At 70.1% G+C, this 21,235-nt stretch carries 1 protein-coding gene; it reads left to right on the top strand.

The window, feature by feature from the left end; genetic code table 11:
• Positions 1-12: 12 nt before the first annotated feature.
• Complete coding sequence (locus tag AC07BF_RS00630; RefSeq protein ID WP_478332725.1) at positions 13-21,216, top strand: WXG100-like domain-containing protein; 21,204 nt, start codon at positions 13-15, stop codon at positions 21,214-21,216.
• Positions 21,217-21,235: the final 19 nt, after the last annotated feature.

Below are 21,235 nucleotides of genomic sequence, written 5' to 3'. Positions count from 1 at the left end.
CCCGTGTCGATCATGCTTCCCCCGGCCCTGGCCAAGCTGTTCGGGTTCGTGACCGGCATGAAGTGGCCCGAGGCCAACGAGGACCGGCTGCGCACGGCCGGTGACGACTACCTGGAGATCTACAAGAAGGTCCCCGAACTCCGCTCCTACCTGCTGGAGTTGGTGAACTACGTCAAGGAGGAGTTCGAGGGCGAGGCGGCCGACCGGTTCGTCCAGCAGATGGGGCAGCTGATCGGCGCCGACGGCGGCACCGACTACGTGACGGCCTCCGGGGATTCGGCGAAGGAACTCGGCGACTACGCCCACAAGACCGCCAACCAGGTCGAGTACGCCAAGTGGATGATCATCGCCCAGCTGGTCCAGCTGGCCGCGCAGATCGCCTGGGCCATCGCCAACATCCCGCTCACCTTCGGGGCTTCGCTGGCCACCATCTTCGCCGCCGAGGTGGCGACCAGGGAGCTGGTCAAGCAGGTCTTCATCTGGCTGTTCAAGCAGATCGCCCTGCACGAGTTCCTGAACATCACCACCTCCATGATCATGGACGGGATCATCCAGGGCATCCAGATCGGCCAGGGCCACAAGGACCACTGGGAGAAGGACACCTTCCTCCAGGCGATCGAGTTCGGCGCGATCAACGGCCTGCTCACCGGCCCGCTGGAACTGTTCACCTTCGGCTTCGGCAAGCTCTTCGGGAAGATGTTCGGCGGCGGCATCGGCAAGGAGCTGCAGAACAACCTCAAGAACCTGGCCGGCGCCGAGCTGAAGACCGCGGCAGACCTCGCCAAGGGCGCGGGCCGCTCGCTGGAGAACGCGGGGCTCAACACCCTCAAGAAGACCGGCGAGGGCGGGCTGGCGGGCCTCGGCAAGACCGGGGTGAAGGACGGCCTCAAGGGCGCGGCGGAGGGTGCGGCCAAGACCACGGCCAAGGACGCGGTCGAGGGTGCGACGAAGACCACGGCCAAGGGTGCGGCGGAGGGCGCGGCCAAGACCACGGCGAAGGACGCCGTGGAGGGTGCGACGAAGACGACGGCCAAGGGTGCGGCCAAGGACGCGGCGGAGGGTGCGGCCAAGACCGCAGGCAAGGACGCGGCCAAGGGCGCGGCGGAGGGTGCGGCCAAGACCACGGCCAAGGACGCCGTGGAGGGTGCGGCCAAGACCGCAGGCAAGGACGCGGCGGAGGACGCGGTCAAGGCCGCCGAGAAGAAGCTGTCCAACGTCGAGAAGTTCACCCAGGAGATGGGCAAGTCCTTCGAGGAGCAGCTCGGGAGCCTGGGCATCTCCAAGGACCTGGCGAACGAGGCCGGGCGGAAGGTCGCCGAGACGATCGCCGGCAGCGGCGCCCGCTACGCCGTGGACCTCGGGACCGTCCGCAAGCTCCTGGACGCGGCGGTCAAGGACGCCGGCAAGGGCGGCGAGCACCAGGCCGTCAAGGACCTCGCGGACCGGACGCTCCACCTGATGGACGGTCTGCGGCCGCAGACCGGACTGCAGATGCTCTACAAGTTCGGCGAGGGCATCGGCGGCTACCTCAAGGGCGGCGTCCAGAACATCCTGACCGAGGGCACCTACAACTCGATCTTCGGCGACGGCTCGTTCTCGGTCACCGCCGAGACCTTCTTCGCCGGCGTCGCCATGGGCGCGATCGGCCACGCCGGGCACACCCTCACCGGCCCGGCCCGGCTCCGCTTCCAGGACAAGATCCGCGCGTGGGACGAGGAGTCCAGGAACACCAGCGACGCCACGTACTACGGCCTGGGGCATCCGCGGACCCTGCTGGCCATCGCGTCCACGCTGATGGGGCACCCGACCTCGCTGCTGATCCCCCGGCCGGAGGGGCCCAAGGCCCGCGAGGCGCGGCTGGCGGCGGAGGGGAACTTCGAGCACGCCACCCAGCCGAAGGACTTGCCCACCAGTTCCGACGGCTCCAAGTCGCAGCCGTCCACGACGGGGGAGCGGCAGACCAAGGACGCTCCGACCAAGACGGAGGCCAAGGCCCCCGAGGAGACGTCGAACAAGCCCGAGCCGCCGGCCAAGGTACCGACGTCCGGCGGCGGCTCGCACGAGCAGGGGCAGAAGTCGACGCAGCAACCCCCGGCGCACGAGACGGTGCCCGCGCCCGCCACGACGTCCGAATCCAACGTCCCCGCCCCCGCCCCCGCCCACGTCCCGGTGACCGGCGGGCACGAGCAGCCGAACCCCCGGGAGCAGCAGAACCCCCGGGGGAACGAGAACACCCGCGACAACGAGAACACCCGGGGGAACGAGAACACCCGCGACAACGAGAACACCCGGGAGAACCCGAAGACCCCCGAGCAGCAGAACCCCCGGGGGAGCCAGAACTCCCACGAGAACCCGAAGACCCCCGAGCAGCAGAACCCCCGGGGGAGCCAGAACACCCACGAGAACCAGAACACCCACGCCCGCAACGAGGAACTGCAGTACCTGGAGGTCGACGAGTCCAACGCCCCGAAGGAGCACGGCCACCACCTGCCGTCCGCCGGCCCGGAGCGGCAGCCCGGCTGGGTGCTCGGTGACAGGCCGTCCCAGGAGACGTTGAAGGCCCTGGAGCGCCTGCCCCTCGACCCGTCCCGCTTCGCCCTGGTGATCCACACCAACGAGCACGGGATGCCGATGCACAACGGCCGCGAGCTGTCGGTGGAGAAGCTGGCCTCCGTCGTGCGCGGGCTCGCCCAGACCGGGCACCTCGGCGGGGACCGGCGCACGATCGAGTTCGTCGCCTGCGACCTGAACGGGCCGCTCAACTCCCGGTACGTCCAGGAGGTGATGGAGCACGTCTGGGCGGACCCGAAGCTCGCCGACGTCAAGGCGGTGGCGGCCGACGGTCCGGTCTGGGTGGTGCCGGGGTTCGACTCCCCGACCGCGATGAAGGAGGGCCCCGGTACGGGCCACGTCGTGGTCGCCGCGAAGGTCGGCTTCGGCCGGGACGGCAAGCCGGTCGTCGAGGGCGGCGGGAACTGGTACGAGTACGTCAACCCCGCGTCCGAGGAAGGCCGGGCGCGCGTCGAGGCCGGCGAGCCGCTGGTGCGCTCGTACCCCTCGCCGCTGCCCGAGCACTACACGTCGGGGCCCAAGCACACGGACATGGCGGAGGCCGCGGTCTTCGGCGACGCGGCGAAATCCGCGCAGGAGCACGGACAGCCGGCCCCAGGACAGGAACCGCCACCGGCCTACCACTACACCGACGCGCCCGAACACGTCCGCGCCGACGAGGACGGCCGGCGCGAGGAGCAGTGGCGCCAGGCCCAGCGGGACCTCCAGGACGCCTACGACGCCAAGCTCGCCGAGGCGGCCGACAAGCTGCGCCAGGACCCGGACGGCAGCGGCCACGTCCATGACGCGCAGGCCGAGGAACTGCTCCGCGAGTCCTTCACCGAGGGGCCCGTCCGCTTCCCCGACGACGCGCCGCCGGGCCTGCCCACGGCGGTGTGGAAGCGCGCCAAGGACCTGATGTACCAGGAGCTGACGGCCCGGCCGCAGGACCGCGAGCAGATCCTCGACGGCCTCGACGGCCTCACCCACCTCGCCGCGGTCCGCGAGGCGGCCGTCCGGGTGGCGATGGAGCGCTTCGACCGGACGGTGACCGAGTGGAGCGCCCCGCCGCGCACCCTCGGCGACGGCCCCGTCACGGTTTCGCACGCCGACCTCCCGGCGGTGACCCGGGACCTGATCCGCAGCGAGGCGCGGGGCGGCTTCAGCGCCCGGGCCGAGGCCGAGGTGGCCCGGATCTACGCCCGCCCGGAGGACCTCACCGGCGCGGGCAACGCGCAGGCCCAGCACGCCCTGAACCGGCTCACCGAGCACCTGCGCGGCGAGCTCGACTTCCGCGCCGACCACGAGACCGCGCTCGCCCAGGCGGAGCACCTGGTCGAGCGGGCCACCGCCGACTGGTACGACCGCCTCTCCCCGGCCGACCGGGAGCTGCTCGCCGCCGCCGGGGTGACGGAGCGCCCCGAGCTGTCACCCGACAGCGTGACCCTGATCAGGGAACAGCTGCGGGACCGCCTCGGCACCGACTTCGAGGAGGTCGCCGGCCCCGTCGACACGGCCGCCGGACCGCGCCGCGAGCGCACCCAGGCCGCGGACCTCTTCGGCCTGGCGCTGGCCGGCCGCGCCCAGGGCCTGCCGCACGAGTTCGCCGTCCAGGCGGTCCGCGAGGCGGCGATCCGGCGCGCCGCCACGGAGGCGGAGAAGGCGACCGAATCCTGGAACACGGACGCCGGCGCCGAACGCAAGGACCGGGCCGCCGCCTTCGGTGTCACCGAGCACGACGTCCAGCAGGCCCGTGGCACCGTCACCCGCGAACTGGCCAAGGCCGCCGACCGGCTGGTCGCCGACCACCTCAACCGGAACACCGAGGACACCGAGGCGTTCGGGCGGGAGCTCGACGAGCTCACCGGCACCGGCGCCGTCCACGACCGGCTCACCCACCAGGCCGCCCGCCTCGCGGCCCGCCGCGCCGCCGAGGAGGCCGCCGAGAAGGCCGCCCAGGAGCACGGCGGCCTCACCGGGCACGGCATCGGCCGCCTGAAGGAGGGGCACAGCGACCGGATCGCCTCGGCCTTCGACGAGGTGTTCGGCAAGCCCGAGGACCTGAAGGTCCGGCAGGAGGAGTGGGAGGGACGGCACCGGGAACTCACCGAGGAGCTGGCCGAGCACGCCGCCTTCGAGGCCGAGGCCGCGCCCGCCCTGCGCGACGCCGCGGCGGGGTTCGAGGACCGGGCGGCGCCGCACGTCCTCACCGACGACGTGATCGCCTTCCTCAAGCGCGAGTACGGCGACGAGTTCTTCGAGCGGTACCGCGAACTGTGGAAGCTCGCCCACCTGGACGCGGCCGGCTGGCGCGCCCACGAACGCGGCCACGAGGACGCCTTCGCCCGCCGCCGGGAGGAGGAGGCCGCGGCCGCCGAGGAGCAGCTCGCGCTGGTCCGGACCACCCCCCGGACCGACACCCCGGAGGGGGCGGGCCACCACACGGATTTGCGCGAGACGGATTCGCACGAGACGGATTCGCACGAACGCCCTCGGCAGGACGACCTCCCCGAGTCCATCGAGACGGCGCTGACCGGCGCCACCACCCGGCCCGAGGAGCAGCCCGCACCGTCGCACACCGAGGCCCCGTCCGACCTCACGCTGCGGCCCCGGCCCGACGGCGAGGCGGTCGTCCACACCTCCGACGAGACGGTGGTCGTGCATGAGTCCGTGGAGTCGCCGGTGTCGGCGCCGCGGATGGTGTTGGATCGGACGCCGCGTTTCGTGGTTCATTCCTCGTTCGAGGCGCGTCGGTTCGATCACGAGGGTCCGGTCACTGATCTGACGGTGCGGATCGACTTCGTCGAGGGTGGTCGGGGGCACAACACCGCTCTGGTGTGGGACAAGGTCGTTCAGGGTGTGGAGGAGTATCTCAACGCGCCCGGTTACCGGTTGGCCAATGGCGACCGGATGCATGTGACGGTGTTGCCTGCCAGGCTGGGTGAGCAGGCGCATCTGACGGTGGACCTGGTCTCGCGGGGCCGGGAGATGGACCAGAAGTCCTGGTGGCTGGACGCGGATCCGATCGACTACGCGCACGAGTTGGGCCACCAGATCGGCCTGCGGGACGAGTACCGGACGGTGGATCTTCCGCACCGTCCGGCGGTCGAGGGCAGCCTGCTGGGTGACCATCGGGCTCCGGCGGCGGATGGTTTGCGGCAGGGTGGTCTGCGGGAGCGGCATCTTCAGCTGATCTCGTCGGTCGTGGGGCACCTCGATGTGCCGACCGGCGGAGGGTCGCACGGTCGGACCTGGGATGAGGCGCGGGAGTTGGCGTCGCCGCATGACCGTGAGCACGTCTGGGTGGACCCGGTCTCGGCCCCGCACGGGACCGGCTCGCACGAGGGCGGCCCGCTCGACGTCGCACCGAGGGTGCTCGGTGACGACCACCTGCCGCCGGGCAGTCGGCGGGTCATCAAGCAGCCCGGCTACGCGTCCGGTGACCAGTTCGGCATCTCGGTCGCTCTGCTCAACGACGCGAACCTGCACGTCATGATCGCGCGCGGGCCGCAGACGGCGGACGGTCGCGCCGTCGACCCCAAGGACAAGTCCCGGGAGATCGAGGCCTTCTACCGCTCCATCGGGATCCCCGCGGACCGCATCCACATGGTGGACGTGCCGAGCATGAACAAGGGCAGACTCTTCGAGGTGCTGGACGGCAGGGCCGGGCAGATGGCGGAAGGCTGGGGCGCCGTCTCGAAGACGGACTACGAGGCGATGGTCAGGGACGTCACGTTCGCCTCCTTGAAGGTCTCCAAGGATTTCTCGGACGAACTGCGGGAGAGGGTCCGCGAAGCCTGGAGGATGACCTCCGTGCGCGACCAGCAGATCGCCGACTGGCTGACGAGTCGTGGGATCACGCTGCCCGCCGAGGGCTCGAAGGTTCTGGTGCTGTGGTCCCGTTTCACCGGCAAGGCAACCCGGTGGGACGACTTGAGCAGCCGGATGGAGCACGACACGAGTTTCCAGGGGGCGCGGCAGATCCTGCGAGAGTTCGCCCGCGAACACGGCATGGTGATCATCACCGGTGACCCCCACCCCTCCCGGAACACCAAGTGGGACGAACTGGTCGCGGAGATGCGCGAGGAGCTCGGGATCGACACCATCCACCACATCACCGGCTTCTGGAGGGACGGCGGATCGGACCCCTCCGTCTGGACGGAGAACCTCAGGACCGGGCAGCTGAGGCTGTACGACTTCCTGAACCGCCGGTACGACATGAACCACCTCGGGGCCCGCTCCGGCAACCTGGAAGCCGCCGCGCTGCTCGGCCACGACGTCACGTACCTGGAGGAGGTGGGCTCCAGCGGACGGGCGCGGATGGAGCGGTGGCACCTGGACTACAGCACCGGCAGGGCCGCACTCGGAGGCAAGGCGCCAGGCTACGAGCGCGTGACGATCGACTTCCCGCCCACCGCGTCCGGCAAGTACACCACCCAGTTCGACGCGAAACACGGCTCCTTCCTGCCGGCGGGTGAGCGGGGCATGGGCAACGCGCCGGCGGGAAAGAACGAGATTCAGCCGTCGGGCACGGTCGACCGCGGTCACCAGCCGCGGGGCGAGACCGCCCTGTGGCGCAAGCCCGTGGAGGTCTACGCCGGGGAACGCGGCTTCGACTACGAGGCGCTGCGCAAGATCCGCGCGGAGCTGGGGCTTCCGGGTGACCGGCCGCTCGACGCCGGGCAGTTCGCCGCCAACCGCGTCCAGCACCTGCGGAACCGGTACGAGAAGCTGCGCCAGGAGTTCCTGAGGTCTTCGGGCAGCGAACCGTGGGTGGAGGGCTACATCGGCGAGCTCGACTACTTCTTCAAGGACAAGCCGGAGTTCGCCAACGCCTCCCCCGAGCAGATGTACCAATGGATGGTCACCAACGGGTTGCCCAAGCTGCCCGGACTTTGGTCGTACCACCGCGCGTCCCATAACAATGCGCTCGTGGCCGCCGAGGGCTACCGGATCCAAGACGTGCCCCGTGACGGGGACTGTCTCTACAACTCCGTCAACCAGCAGCTGTACTGGTTCGCTGACGCGTTGCAGATGCGCGCCCACGTCACCGAATGGATCAACCAGAACCGGGAGCTGGTCACCGCATTCGCGACCGAGCACGGGTCGACCTTCGGGGACCTTCGCTGGATGGCCCAGTCCCAGGGGTGGTGGGCGGGGTCCAACGGGGACCTGATCCCGTCGATCGTCGCCTCGGTATTGGGGGTGCGGTTGAACATCTTCGACGGGGTCAACTGGCACCCCGTGGTGCCGATAGCCGGTGCCCCCGCGACCAATGGAGAGGTCCGCCTGTTCCTCTCCGAGAGCCACTACTCCTTGCTGGTTTCCGAGCCGGCCCCCGTCACCGTTCCGGTGGACGAGGGTGGGCAGAAGCGGCAACTCGACCACAACAGTGACTCGGAGCCGGAGGATTCGGCGGAGAAGAGGCTTCGGCCGGCGCCTTCGGGGGTGTCGGAGGGTTCCGTCATGGTGAATCCGCTGGCGGTGGAGCACGGTGGTGGTATGCCGGTTCCGGGGCCGTTGCATGAGCGGGTGCAGGCGTTGGAGCACCTCGGTCCGGAGGCCCGGCGGGAGCTCGCGGCGGACACGGTGTTCGTGGCGAGTCTGCGGTCGGAGTTGTCGGCGGAGGACTTCGCGCAGGCGGCGGCGCGGTTGGTGATCGACGTGGACCCCCGTGTGCATCAGCCGGTTGCTTCGCGGCGTGAGGCCGAGTTGCAGGTCGCGCGGATGTTGCAGGACAAGGAGGTCGCGGCCAGGCTGGTGGCGGCTGGTGTGCGCGTGGTGGTGGTGCCGCGTGACGTGCCGTTGACCGGGGTGGCGGGCTTCGAGAAGCTTCGCGGGCTGGTGGCCGGCGGTGAGGCGGGCAACGGGCGCAGTGTTGACCAGTTGCGGGGGGCGAACGACGAGCTTGTGGTGGCGATCCCCGAGGAGAACCTGCTCGGTGAGCGGACGTCGGTGGGGCCGCACACTACGCAGCCGGAGGGGTATTCCTCGGCGACTCATGAACTCGCGCACGCGATCATGGAGTTCGGGCTGAGTCGTGAGCAGAGGGCGCTGGTCGAGGAGGCGTACCGGGGCAAGCGTCTCGCCGACGGTCTGGCCGATCTGTTCGGTGACGAGTCCGTGACGGTCTGGCCCGATGGATCGCGGCGCAACGCTGCGGGTGAGCTGGTCGGCAACTACTCCTCGGCCGATGTCCACGAGTTCTTCGCTCAGCTGAGCAACACGTATCTCGGGACGAACCACGGGAACGATCCGCAGACCGGGAAGCCTCGCAACAACGGTGTCGACTGGGTCCGTGAGAACGAGCCCGAACTGCTGCCGCTGCTGGAGCACCTTTACGGCACCGACCCGCAGTCCGTCCAGGAGCGGCCTTCGAACCAGGTCAGCCGGGCCCGGGCCGAGGAGGAGATGTACGAGGGCTTCCGTGAGTTCATGGAAGCGACCGGAGAGGAGCGGCACACCGTCTCCCACGAGGAGTCCACCCCGCAGGAATCGGTGGTCGTCCACGAGTCCGTGGAGTCGCCTGTGCCGGCGCCGCGGATGGTGCTGGATCGGACGCCCCGTTTCGTCGTGCATTCCTCGTTCGAGGCGCGTCGGTTCGATCACGAGGGTCCGGTGACTGATCTGACGGTGCGGATCGACTTCGTCGAGGGTGGTCGGGGGCACAACACCGCTCTGGTGTGGGACAAGGTCGTTCAGGGTGTGGAGGAGTATCTCAACGCGCCCGGTTACCGGTTGGCCAATGGCGACCGGATGCACGTGACGGTGCTGCCCGCCAGGCTGGGTGAGCGGGCACACCTGACGGTGGACCTGGTCTCGCGGGGCCGGGAGATGGACCAGAAGTCCTGGTGGTTGGACGCCGATCCGATCGACTACGCGCACGAGTTGGGCCACCAGATCGGCCTGCGGGACGAGTACCGGACTGCGGGTCTGCCGCACCGTCCGGCGGTCGAGGGCAGCCTGCTGGGTGATCACCGGGCCCCGGCGCCGGGTGGTCTGGGGCAGGGGGGTCTGCGGGAGCGGCACTTGCAGCTGATCTCGTCCGTGGTGGGGCACCTCGACCCGGCTCCCACGCATGGTCGGACCTGGGATGAGGCGCGGGAGTTGGCGTCGCCGCATGACCGTGAGCACGTCTGGGTGGACCCGGTTTCGGCCCCGCACGGGACCGGTTCGCACGAGGGCGGCCCGTTGGACGTCGCTCCGAGGGCGAACATCCACGAGGACAACCTGCCGCCGGAGCACCGGCGGTTGGTCAAGCAGCCGGGTTACTCCTCCGGTGACCAGTTCGGTATCTCGGTGGCGCTGCTGAACGATTCGAACCTGCACGTCCTGATCGCGCGGGGGCCGCGCACGGCGGAGGGTCGCGCCGTCAACCCCAAGGACAAGTCCCTGGAGATCGAGGCCTTCTACCGCTCCATCGGGATCGACGGGGATCGCATCCACACCGTGGAGGTGCCGACCATGGAGACGGGCCGCCTCTACGAGGTGATGGACGCGGAGGCCCGCCGCATCGTGGCCGAGGACTGGGAGGTGCTTTCCGAGCAGGACCAGGAGGCGGCGGTCAAGAGCGTCACGTTCGGTACTGACAAGGTCGCCAAGGTGTTCTCGGACGAACTGCGCCAGACCGTCCGCGACGCCTGGAGGATGACTCCTGCGCACGATCAGCGGATCGCCGACTGGCTGACGGGCCGTGGGATCACGCTGCCTGCCCGGGGTTCGAAGGTCTTGGTGCTCTGGTCCCGTTTCACCGGCAAGGCCACGCAGTGGGCCGACCTTGGCGGCCGGATGGAGCACGACACCAGTTTCCAAGGCGTGCGGCAGATTCTGCGGGAGGTCGCCCGTGAGCAGGGCATGGTGCTCATCACCGGTGACCCCCATCCTTCTCGGCAGAACAAGTGGAACGAGCTGGTCGCGGAGATGCGCGAGGAGCTCGGGATCGACACCATCCACCACGTCACCGGCTTCTGGAAGGACGGTGGATCGGACCCGTCCGTCTGGACGGAGAACCTCAGGACCGGCCAGTTGAGGCTGTACGACTTCCTGAATCGCCAGTACGACATGAACCACCTCGGGGCCCGTTCCGGCAACCTGGAAGCCGCCGCACTGCTCGGCCACAAGGTCGCGTACCTGGAGGAGAAGGGCTCCAGCGGACGGGAGCGGATGGAGAAGTGGCACGCAAACGACGTGGGGGAGACTGGATTCGGAGGCAAGGCGCCGGGCTACGAGCGGGTGGTGATCCCGACCCCGCCCACCGCGTCCGGCCGGTACACCATCCCGTACGACGAGAAGCACGGCGCCTCCAAGCAGTCGGGGGCGGGCGGTAAGGGCAAGGAGAAGAAGCAGTCGGGTGGGGGCGGCAAGGGCAACCAGCCGCAGGCCAAGCCCAACCACGGTTTCCACCTGAGGGGCGACATCCTCCGGTGGCGCAAGCCCGTCGACGTCTACGGCCAGGAACGCGGCTTCGGGTACGACGCTGTGGCCAAGATCCGGGAGCAGCTGGGGCTTTCGGGTGACCGGCCGCTCGACGCCGGGCAGTTCGCCGCCAACCGCGTCCAGCACCTGCGGAACCGGTACGGCAAGCTGCGCCAGGAGGTCGTGACGGCCTCGGGCGGCGGACGGGCGGTGGAGGATTACCTGGGCAAGTTCGACGAGGTCTTCGCCGACGGGCCGCGGTACGCCGACAACCCCCCGTGGCAGGTGTACCGGAGGATGGCCGAGGAGGGGCTGCCCCTGTTGCCCGAACTGCAGTCGTACCACCGCAGCCTCCACGACGGCGCGTACCTGTACGAGATGGGCTACCAGATCCACGAGGTGCCCCGCGACGGGGACTGTCTCTACCACTCCGTCAACCACGTTATGGGCACGGCCGTCAGCCCTCAGAACGCGGCGATGCTGCGCAACCGCGTCTCCAGGTGGATCGGCCACAACATGGAGCTGGTCACCGCGTTCGCGCAGACGCACGGGGCGAAGCCCGATGATCTCGGCTGGATGGTCAAGACGAGGGGGTGGTGGGCCGGGTCCAACGGGGACCTGATCCCGTCGATCGTCGCCTCGGCCCTGGGGGTGCGGCTGCACATCTTCGACGGGGTCAACTGGCACTCCTTGGCGCCGGTACCCGGTGCCCCCGAGGGCAACAGGGATGTGTCCCTGTTCCTCTCCGACAGTCACTACTCCCCGCTGAGCCCTGTCCCCGCTCCGGAAGAGGCACCGGCTGCCGCCAGCACCCAGGAGGGCGATGGGGCTCCGAAGCGGCCGCTTGAGCACAACAGTGACTCGGAGCCGGAGGATTCGGCGGAGAAGAGGCTTCGGCCGGCACCTTCGGGGGTGTCGGAGGGCTCCGTCGTGGTGAATCCGCTGGCGGTGGAGCACGGTGGTGGCATGCCGGTGCCGGGGCCGTTGCATGAGCGGGTGCAGGCGTTGGAGCACCTCGGTCCGGAGGCCCGGCGGGAGCTCGCGGCCGATACCGCTTTTGTGGCGAGTCTGCGGTCGGAGTTGTCGGCGGAGGACTTTGCGCAGGCGGCGGCGCGGTTGGTGATCGACGTGGACCCCCGTGTGCATCAGCCGGTTGCTTCGCGGCGTGAGGCTGAGTTGCAGGTCGCGCGGATGTTGCAGGACAAGGAGGTCGCGGCCAGGCTGGTGGCGGCTGGTGTGCGCGTGGTGGTGGTGCCGCGTGATGTGCCGTTGACCGGTGTTGCGGGTTTCGAGAAGCTTCGCGGGCTGGTGGCCGGCGGTGAGGCGGGCAACGGGCGCAGTGTTGACCAGTTGCGGGGGGCGAACGACGAGCTTGTGGTGGCGATCCCCGAGGAGAACCTGCTCGGTGAGCGGACGTCGGTGGGGCCGCACACTACGCAGCCGGAGGGGTATTCCTCGGCGACTCATGAACTTGCGCACGCGATCATGGAGTTCGGGCTGAGTCGTGAGCAGAGGGCGCTGGTCGAGGAGGCGTACCGGGGGAAGCGTCTCGCGGACGGTCTGGCTGATCTGTTCGGTGAGGAGTCCGTGACGGTCTGGCCCGATGGATCGCGGCGCAATGCTGCGGGTGAGTTGGTCGGCAACTATTCGTCGGCGGATGTGCATGAGTTCTTCGCTCAGCTGAGCAACACGTATCTCGGGACGAATCACGGGAACGATCCGCAGACCGGGAAGCCTCGCAATAACGGTGTCGACTGGGTCCGTGAGAACGAGCCGGAGCTGCTGCCGTTGTTGGAGCACCTTTACGGCACCGACCCGCAGTCCGTCCAGGCGCGGCCCTCGAATCAGGTCAGCCGGGCCCGGGCCGAGGAGGAGATGTTCGAGGGTCTCCGGGAGTTCATGGACGGGAGGGCCGAGGAGCAGCGCGTAGAGGAGATGTTCGAGGGTCTCCGGGAGTTCATGGACGGGAGGGCCGAGGAGCAGCGCGTAGAGGAGATGTTCCAGGGCTTCCGGGAGTTCATGGACGGAAGGGGCGAGGAACAGCACATCGTCGTGCCCGAGGAGACGGCGGTCGTGTCGCAGGACACCTCCCACGTCGTCTCCGAGACCGAGTCGGTAGAGCAGGCCGTCGACCACACCGTCTCCCACGACGAGTCCACCACGCAGGAATCGGTGGTCGCCGAAGAGAGCGGCCTGCCGCTGACCACGGACGATGAGGGGGCTGCGCTCCAGCAGACCTCCTCGCACACCGAGGAGACCACCGAGGAGACCACTGAGGGGATCACTGAGGGGATCACTGAGGGGATCACTGAGGGGATCACCGAAGAGTCGCTGACGGTGGCGAACTCCCATGAGGTCACGCAGAGCTCGCAGCAGCAGCAGGATCAACAGCAACAGCAACAGCAGCTGGAGCAACAACAGCAGCAAGAGGTGCAGCCTCCGCCGCCGCCCGCCCCGCTACCGCCGTCCCGTGTCGGCGAGCGCGGGTTGGCCGCGTACGACGTCCTGGTCGCTCTGAACCACGACGACGTGCGGATTCTGAACCAGCTCACCGACCGGTTCGCCGAGGCGCTGCACGGGGACCGGGATGCCGCGCGGACGCTGGCGAACAGCCTGTTCGGCGGCGAGGTGCTGCGGCCGACGGTGTCCGCGCTGTCCCGGGGCGATGTCCGGGAGGTGGACTTCCAGGCGGGCCAGTGGTCCGGCACGGTCCGGATCACGGGTGGCGCGGGGGACGGCACGTACGTCGAGACGGTGTCCGGCTTCGAGTTCGAGTACGGCTCGGAGCAGCAGAGCATGATCGGCGTCACCTCCGACGGGTTGACGCAGGCCAACCTCGGTGTGCAGTTCAAGGCGAAGTTCGGCAGCTCGGGGGATCTCACCGAGACGCTCGGCTATCAGCACGGCTGGCTGCACGGCAGTGCCACCGCCGAGGCCAGCAGGACACTGGCCCGGGGTAAGACCGTCGAGCCGGCGGCGCTGTTCGACACGCCGTTCAACGTGCGGGTGGAGTTCCTGGACGCCCGCCTCCAGGGCGCACCGGGGCCGTGGAAGGTGCCGCAGCCGATCGACCTCGGTTTCACCGGGCGGGTCGCCGTGCCGGTGCGGGAGACCGCGAACGCGCCGCAGGTGCCCCAGGCCCACTACACGGTGCCGCGGGAGACCGCCGAGAACCTGCGGCTGGCCGGCTCGCACATCGTGACCGACGTCTGGACGACCGCCCGCCCGCCGGCGCCCGTGCCGAACGCCGCGGGCGACATCGAGCTCGCCCCGGTGAACCAGCCCGTCGCGCCGGCCGGGCACGGCGCGGCGGCCCTGGCCACGTTCGTGGCGGGCTTCGAGGGCCAGGCCGAGCAGTACTTCGAAGGGCGCTGGCCCGCCCTCAAGCGCAGGCTGCTGGAGGAACTCGACCTCGGCACCCTGCACCAGGAGCTGAAGGGGGTGATGTCCGGCCAGAAGCTGACCATCGTCGACGACAGCCTGACCGGGCCCGCCGCGGTGATCACCATCGGCGGCGGGACCGTCTCCCGGATGCAGCAGGTCCACACCCTGCCGAGCACCGAGTTCAACATCGCCACCGCGACGACCCGTTCGCACGTCGAGCAGAAGACCGGCAGCAAGGACTGGCAGACGCTGCCGTCCTCGGTCGGCAACTGGATCGCCAAGAACGGCGGTGCCGGGGGCGGGCTGGGCGGCCGGGCCGGCCGGGACGACGTCGAGCTCCACGGCTCCGGTGACGACCTGGGGCTCGGCACCAAGGTCAAGAACCCGGCGGTGCTCTTCGAGGGGGCGGCCGACCTGACCGTCACCTTCGGCTGGCGGAGCAGGCTGGCCCAGCCCGCCGACCAGGACGCCCACGTCGATCTGGGCTTCCGGGTGGTGATCGACCAGGCCGAGGCGACCCTCGTCACCCCGGTCGAGGAGGTCGTGCCCGGCACGCAGCCGCCCGTGTTCACCGCCGCCCAGCAGCTCACACCCCCCGAGCACGCCCACGCGGTGGGAGACGAAGTCCTGGCCCCCCGGGACGAGTTCTGGCAGGGGCTGCCCGACACCGCCACCGTCCGGGACCTGCGCAGCGTCGCCCCGCTGCACGCCGAACTCGACCGGATCGGCCGGGAGGTGTTCGGCGGCGAGCAGGGCTGGTCGGCGGTGCGCGAGGACATCCTGCAGGCCTACTCGCACGCCGCCGTCAGCGCCCACCTGGTCGGGATGTCGCGCGGATCCGAACTGCGCGGTCCCGAGGTCACCCTCGGCCCGTTGGAGAAGATGCACGTCTCCGTCACGGCCCGGGTCACCCGGATCGACCACGTGCGGCCCCAGAGCAACGCCGAGCTCAACCCGATCCGCGAGAGCAGCACCTTCGACTCGTCGCGTCACCTGCGCTCCGACACGAAGACCGTGCAGGGCCAGGGCGGCGGCAAGGGTCCGGTGCACACCCGGGAGGTGCTGGACGCCGCGGGCAAGCCCTTCAAGGACACCATGCAGGGCAACGTCACGGCCTCCGTGGAGTCGCGGGTCCGCGACGGGTGGCGCGGCGGGGAGTCCAGCAAGAGCTACGCGAACGGCAAGTACGGCAGTGCGCAGGAGCTGTTCCGGACGGAGATCACCCTGGACGTGACGGTCAACGGGGAGCATCGCGGGTCGGTCCCGCTCTCCGCCGAACTGAGCCTGGAGCAGGTGCACACGGCGCTGCGCCAGGTCGGCGAGCACGACCGGAACGGCTTCACGGCTCCCTCGGCCCCGCACCAGGAGGTCGCGGAGCAGGTGGCCACGCAGCGGACGGTCACCCGGCTCGGCCAGTCCGACGTGGTGCTGAGCCTCGGCAGGGGCGACACCGCCGTGCTGAGGCAGATCAGGGAGACGCTCGAACGGCAGTCCGGCCACCCGGTGCCCGAGCGCGTCCTGGCGCGGCTCGCCAGGGCGGTCGACCCGTACGGCCTCAAGGCCGCGCTGTCCCGGCTGAGCCGGGGCGAGCGGATCCGGATCCCGGTCGACCTCGACGGGTGGAAGGGAACGGTCGTGGTGGCGGCCGAGCTGATCAACCCCCGGCCGAGGGAGACGCTGGTCACCGGCTTCGAGTTCGAGGTCGGCAGCCAGCAGCGCACCACCACCGGCACCACCTCCGACCTGCGCACCCGGTTCCGGTTCCGGCTCAAGCTCGGGGGTTCCGTCCCGCACGTCGACCTCGCCGGGGAGGCCTCGCACACCCGGGACTTCGTCAAGGGGCTCTCGATCGACCGCACCGGCGGCACCAACAGCCGGGCCAAGGCCACGGAGTTGGCCCGACTGTCCGACTCCACCGCCGAGTTCACCGTCTCGTTCGAGCCGTCGAAGCGGTCGGCGAGGCTTGACGACCTGACCGTTCCGGTGTCGGCCGTGGTGGCCGCGCCGCACCGCACCATTGATCCGGCCGCGCCCGTGCGGCAACTGCCGAGCCACCGGCTCGGCTCCTCCGACGTCGTCACCGCCGTCTACCGGGGGCTGGGCCGGGAGGGGACGGTCCACGAGGTCGTCCAGGATCTGGGCCGCAGGGCCGCGGGCTTCCTGGGCAAGGACTGGCCCGGCATGCAGCGGAAGCTGCTCGCCGAGCTGGACTTCGACCGGCTGCACACCGACCTCAAGTCGGTGATGGCCGGCCACCCCATCGTGGTGAAGCACGGCCGCAGCCGGGCGTGGATCACCGCCGAGGTACGGGAACTGACCCCGACCGGTCCGGCACCGGTGGTCGAGTTCAACATCGGCCACGGCGCCCAGACCTCGCTCACCAGCGCCGACGGCGGGACCAACACCGGCGGCGGCCAGGGCACCGCGATCACCGGCAGCCTGCTGGCCACCACCGACGTGCTGGCCACGGGGGCGGCGTTCGTCGGCGGCGGCAGCGTCACCGGGGCGTGGGGCGTCGACCGGCTGGAGCACGGCAGTGCCAGCACCGCCAGCGGGACGGCCGTCAAGAGCAAGGTGACGGACGGCCGGTCCTACCGCGCGGACGTGGTGCTGAAGGTCGAGTTCGAGCGCAAGCCGGCGGTGAGCCTGGCCTCCCCGCACAAGATCCGCCCCAGCCGCGAGGCACGGGAGCAGATGTTCCGACGGCAGGACAGGGAGCGGCAGGACGCCGGCGGCAGCGCCGCCCCGTCCAAGTTCCAGGCCCTCAACCGGGAGCTGGTCAGGACCGGGGACCGCCTCGCCCGCGTCGGCCTGTACCGGCGGACGGTCGTCGAGACGCGGATCCACGCCGACGTGCTGCTGGAGTCCGGCCGGGGCGAGCCCGTCCGGCCGCCGCGCCCGGACGATCCCGACCGGCAGTTGCCCCCGATCCCCCCGGCCGTGCCGTCCGCGACGCAGGTCGTCCGGCGGCCGCCGGAATCGGTGTTCACCCACGGGGTGCACGAGACCGGCGTCGTGCGCTGGCTCGACGACACCTCCGGCGTGCGGGACCTGCTGACCGTGTTCGGTGAGCGCTTCTTCCGCGAGGGGACGTGGTCCTGGCTGGAGTCCGTCGCCCGGAACACCCACAGCCACGCGCAGTTGTCCGCCCTGTTCGGGTCGGTCGCCCGGGGCCGGGAGATCCTGCCGCCGTCGGAGGAGCACCCGAACGCCCCGCGCCGCGACGCGGTGGTGCAGGACGGCCGGACCATCGAGACCCCGTCGGCCGGCAAGCGCCTGTTCGTCGACGACGCCGGCATCAGCGCCACCATCTCGATCGTCCAGTTGGAGTACCACAGCGACAACCGGGTGGCCGCCTTCAGCCCGGCCAACGACTCCACCAGCGGCGGGCGGCACACCCGTCTCGACTGGCGGCGGTGGAACGTCCAGGGCCAGCTCGGCGCCAAGTTCGGCGCCAAGGGCGCCGCCGAGTTCACCACCGGCGTCGTCGGTGGGGGCGGCCACCGGTGGCGTGAGGGGCCGTCCGCGGGCTCCTCCGGGAAGACCGTGGCCAACGCCAAGATCCCCACCCCGGCCGCCCGCTACGTCGGCCAGGCCGAGGTCCAGCTGACCTTCCGGGACGGCGACCGGACCGAGACCGTGCAGGGCCTCGTCCCGATCGAGATGGAGATCCCGATCAGCGAGACGACCGTCGTCCAGTCGGTGAGCAACCACCGGGTGCTGTACTCGGTCCTGCACCCCGAGGGGCAGACGATCAGCCGCGGCTCCACCGCCGACGCCGTCGCCGAGACGCTCGCCACGCCCCTGCCCGGCCCCGCCAACGGGGTGCACTACCTCGCCGACCTGAACGAGCGGGGCACCCCCGCCGCGCAGGCTGTCCTGGAGGCGCTGAGCCACCTCCCGGCGGATCCCCGGTACTTCACCCTCGCCTACCACACCCTCCAGCACGACGGGGCGCCGACCTGGCTCGGCAGGGAGCTGAGCCCGGAGGAGATGGCGGGCGCGCTGCTGCGGCTGGCCGAAGGCGGCCAGTGGCAAGGCGAGCCGCTGCGCTTCCTCTCCTGCAACTCCGGTTACCGCCCTCCCGGCCCCGAGGGAAGCGCCGAGCGCCAGGCCTCCTACGCCGACAGGACCCTGCTCGCCCTCCACGAGGCGCTCGCGGCCCGCCGGGCCTTCGCCGAGGCCAACAACCTGCCCCTCAGCCCGGCGCTGGAGCGCCTCGGCCGCCCCGAGGCCTTCGCCGCCGGGGGCCTGGTCCACCTCACCGGCGGGGACCAGCCCCGCATGGTCGTCGCCGCGCGCGTCGGCTACACGGGGAACGGCCTCCCGAGGGTCGAGGGGGCCGGCGACTGGTACCACCTGGCGGTCACCGAGCACGGCACCGTCCAGTCCACCGCACATGGCCAGGAACTCCTGCGCCCGGACGAGGAGCCCGTCCCCCAGGCCACCGAGCACGACCCCATCGACCCGGACCAGCCGGTGCCGGTCGTCCTGGGCGACGTGGGCCAGGTCGGCGTCGGACATCTGGGCGATGAGGATCAGGTCGTCGCCGGGCATGCGGGCGATGAGGACCAGACCGCCGCCGGATCTTCGAGCAGCGACGGCGATTCCGTCTACTCGGTCCTGATGACCTTCCACGTGACGGTGCCCCTGCCGGTGGCGGAGACCCCGGCCGCGCCGAGGCCCCCGGCCGAGTGGTCGGTTCAGCGCACCCGCGCCTTGGAACTGCTCCAACCGCCGAAGCGGAACCGGATCGAGGGGGAGGTGTACGGCCCGACGGACGGCGGCGGCGCACCCGGGTCGAGGAGGCTGGAACGGCTGGCGTACGACTACGGCACCGGAGAAGCGGCCCGCACCGCGCTGGAGCTGCGGCTGCGTGATTCCGCCACCGTGGCCACGGTGGCCGTCACCCGACCGGGCGGCTTCGCCGAGGTGTGGACCGTCCGCGGGAACACCGAGGAGGAGGGAGGCGGCCTGCGCTGGGAGCTCAAGGAAGCACAGGAGAACGTGGAACAGTCCGCCAGCGCGGTCGTTCCCCCGTCGATCACGCCCGACACCCACCTGTGGGTGACGGCGTCCGGTGACCACGTATCGGCGGACGGTCTGAAGCTGCTTCCGAAGACGACTTACACCATCAGGGCGGAGAACTCCGGCGACATGTACCACATGCGCGCCGCCCTGGTCGCCTATCCGGACCGCGGCCTGGTGATCTGGAACGTCACCGAAGCCACCAAGGGCCAGGTCGAACAGATCATCAATCTGCATGACGACCTGATCCGGTCGGGGCGCACGGTGGTGTACACGACCGAGACGCAACTGCCGAGCAAGTTCGGTCGCAACGAGACCGACGCGTCGGAGGATCTCGCCGCCTACCTCAAGCGGCCGCTCGTCGCCGACCATCTGAAACTGGTCAACAGTGCCGTGCCGTCCGCGACGAGGAACGCGGAGACCAAGGAGCAGGTGCAGGTGCAGGTGCAGGTGCAGGAGCTGACACGGGCCGTGGGCATGGTCGAGAAGCGCACCGCGAACTATCAGGATCCGACGGGCGAGGTGACGTTCCAGGACGCCCGGGTGACGGAGTTCGCCCGTGGCTACGGGCACTACACCCCGGAAGAGGGCGAGGCCTTCCGGCGGGACCTGGCGAATCCGGACTTCGGGGGCTTCGAGGAGGGGAAGAAGTACGTGCTCGTGGTGTACCGGGGCAGCGGTCACAGCGGCCGGGCCGGCGCCAACGCACCGGCCCTCGACACCGGTACGGAGGGCGTGGTGCAGATCATCGAGCAGGCCAAGGCGGCGCTCGGGGACGGTCACACGATCGTTCCGATGGGCGAGGAGCCCGCCGTCTGGGAGGGGCCGGCCCTGCGGGAGTACTGGAACTGGCCGTCGGTCGGGAACCGCCGCAAGGAGCTCGCGCTCCTCAAGTACCTCTCCGACACGTACGAGGTGGTCGGAGCGGTCGGCATGCGCAGCGGCGTGATGGACGAGCTCTCCTTCGCCGGAATCAAGATCGTCTCGATCGACATCAGCCCGCACCGCAACGAGGGCGACGGGCTGCCGAACCTCAAGCAGTCCAAGGGATGGACGCGCGGACTGAAGTTCGAGGAAGCCATGGGGCGGAACTACGGCCGGGCATTCATCACCGAGGCGAGGGCGAATGACCGGATGCTCGAAGGCGCGTTCCCCGGAAAGTTCCTGGGGGGCGATCCGAAGGTGATTCGAAGTGCGATCGAATTCTATCTGGGCCGTCACGAGAGGCCCATGGAAGTCGGGCACGAGTCCCACCCGCACCTGGCGGATCCCGTGCGCGTGGGCCTGGATCAGATGAAGGCCGTCGAGGAGATGACCGGCTTCGAACTGGCGAAGCAGACCCTGCCCTACCTGCGTGAATTCAACGAATTCAAGGAGCGCCTCGCTCCTGACGCGTGGGAGCAGGTGGAGGGGCAGCTGGCTCTGGCGGAGGACATGGCGCACGAGATCGAGTCGGCGGCCGCCAAGGTCTGCGCGACTGCCGTGCCGGAGTTCGGCGCCAACGGACTCAAGGCGCTCGGAGTCACCTGGATAGCCGACAACCACTGGAAGGTCCTGGCGGAGGACTACACCGGAACCATCGACAAGAAGGTCAGCAACGCCGCTTTCAAGGCGATCAGGGAGGGGCTGGAGGAGGCTCTCGCCGAGTACTTGACGAGGCAGGCCAACCCCGGGGTGGACGAGAAGACCATCAAACAAATGCGGAAGGGTTTCTGGACCCCGGAAGTCAAGGAAATGGTCCGGAAATTGACCGAGGACCAGCTGAAGAGGATCTACCAGATCTGCCGTGAGCAGTACAAGGCCCCGTCGGACGAAGACGGCGAGGCCCCGGCCGGATGATCCGGCCGGGGCCCGCCCC

The sequence above is a fragment of the Kitasatospora sp. NPDC043950 genome, from assembly GCF_056435345.1.
Note: the sequence above shows the minus strand (reverse complement) of the source record. Positions and strands in the feature narration are given on the sequence as shown.